Here is a 1937-nt window from a genome sequence, read left to right on the forward strand (position 1 = left end):
TGTTGGGCTTGTATATCTCAGACACTGAAGGTGCACATCAGTGGCTAAGTATACTAACCGATCTTCATAGTCGCGGAATTAAAGACATCCTGATTGCCTGTGTCGATGGCCTTAAAGGCTTCCCTGAAGCCATTGAAACCATTTACCCACATACAGAGGTGCAGTCATGCATCATTCATCAAATTCGTAACTCAATGAAATACGTAGCGTCTAAAAACCAGAAGGCGTTTATGGCTGATTTAAAGTGTGTCTATAAAGCCACAACCCTCAATGCAGCTGAGATGGCGCTGGACGAGCTGGAAGCCAAATGGGGCGACAAATATCCTGTGGTCATCAAGTCCTGGCGCAACAAGTGGGCGCTGTTATCGACCTATTTTAAGTACCCGGAATACGTGCGTAAGGCTATCTACACCACGAACGCGGTTGAGGCCGTACATCGTCAGTTTCGTAAACTGACGAAAACCAAGGGTGGTTTTGCCAACGAGAACAGTTTACTCAAACTGCTCTACGCCGGTATATTGAAGGCTCAGGAGCGGTGGTCACACCCGATTCAAAACTGGAATTTAACGCTATCTCAGCTGTCCATCCATTTTGAAGGACGACTGGATGCTCACATCGATCTGTGATTTTTAACGTGACACAGAATTTTGAACACCCTCCAATATAACGGTGGGCTTACACCGAACGAGTCAGAGCGAAGATACTGGCTTGAATACAAAACCGTGGCCAATTTAACTTGACCACTACACTTGTCACGCATGTAAAAGTGCATGAATAGTCAAAATTAAATGAGTCATTCCACTACCTCTACTTGTTTGTTTTTTCAGACCAGTACCCTAATTTATCTTTTTGAGCTGATATTAATAAACCTGGTTCAATTAACGCAGAGATGAAAAAATGAGCCGCAATACATGGCGCTAAGCTTCGATCACCTACCCAGTAAACAACCCCTAAAGCTAACCCCAGCATAAATGTAGAGAAAGCGGCATTGATACCGGCTTTGATATTCCTCAAACCCCAAATCAAATGAACAACACCAAAAGCTAGGCCAGATGCAATAATTTGGATAAAGAAAGAGAAGTTTTCAGAAGCTAGGTAATCCATTACCCACTTTCTAAATACTATTTCTTCTACGATTCCTGCACATAAAGCCGCAACGACTACAACCATTTTTAACAAGTCTACTTTGAACATGTATTGTTTAACGTCAGAGATTTTCGAAGCACTGTAGCAGTATAAGACAGTCACAAATAGGGCTAAATTCCAGCTTAAAAAAGTGCCATACCCTTCACTAGTGAAGCCTAAGTATGCAACAAACCCAGGAAAATCTGAAAATACATTAATTACAACAAATGTCCCCATCGTTGATATGATGATGGCTAAAGTTAAATATATAGGTTTATGATTCATGACATATCTATTGAACTATGATGATTTATGGTGCATGGAGGTAGAAAAGGTTGCAGTGATACACTGGTGATTGATCTATCCAAATCAACAATCAAACAGAAGTACACCGCAAAAAACATACAAACATACTACAAACATACACAAACATACACAAACATACAGGACATCCTAAACACTTTGCGAGCCATGAGGAAGCATATCATTCGGTCTCAATTGTTTATAAATGACGATGAAATATTGGAAGTAGACTCTCTAAGACGACTAATCTGCGTACTTCATACAAAAACTGCGGTTGCCAAGCAGGCCTGCAGCAGGCTTAAGCCTGTTTCTGCAAAATCGCCAACGGTTTAAGGTTAATGGGGATGTATTGCTTGGCTTTGTTGCTTACCCCGGCACCATTTACCGCCATATTTGGCCTTCATGGCACACATCGCATCCCATCGGCCACTCATGCCACTGTACTGACGGCGAAACTCCTTGGCGGAAGTTATCCAGGCATCGTCACTGATACCAAGCTCAAGCAGTAG

2 protein-coding genes and 1 pseudogene are annotated in these 1937 nt (G+C 42.2%); 1 reads left to right on the forward strand and 2 read right to left on the reverse strand.

What is annotated here, in order from left to right:
- On the forward strand, window positions 1-626 hold a 626-nt coding region (locus tag ACMHXE_RS16205; protein WP_224868444.1), incomplete at its 5' end, for an IS256 family transposase.
- A 181-nt stretch (window positions 627-807) separates the two neighbouring features.
- On the opposite strand, the gene ACMHXE_RS16210 is transcribed toward ACMHXE_RS16205, so the two are convergent.
- Both ACMHXE_RS16210 and ACMHXE_RS16215 read right to left on the reverse strand, forming a co-directional pair.
- Window positions 808-1410: a CPBP family intramembrane glutamic endopeptidase gene (locus ACMHXE_RS16210; protein ID WP_039036193.1), complete on the reverse strand. Its 603-nt coding sequence runs from the start codon at window positions 1408-1410 to the stop codon at window positions 808-810.
- A gap of 353 nt (window positions 1411-1763) precedes the next feature.
- Window positions 1764-1937: pseudogene (locus ACMHXE_RS16215) on the reverse strand (alpha-amylase family glycosyl hydrolase); the annotation flags it as partial.

This window comes from Shewanella sp. BJSY2023SW007 (assembly GCF_047314525.1).
Classification (GTDB): Bacteria; Pseudomonadota; Gammaproteobacteria; order Enterobacterales; family Shewanellaceae; genus Shewanella; species Shewanella chilikensis.

Excerpts from the sequence above, each read along its gene's own strand:
- ACMHXE_RS16210 (WP_039036193.1), bottom strand. The coding sequence starts at position 1,410 with ATGAATCATAAACCTATATATTTAACTTTAGCCATCATCATATCAACG.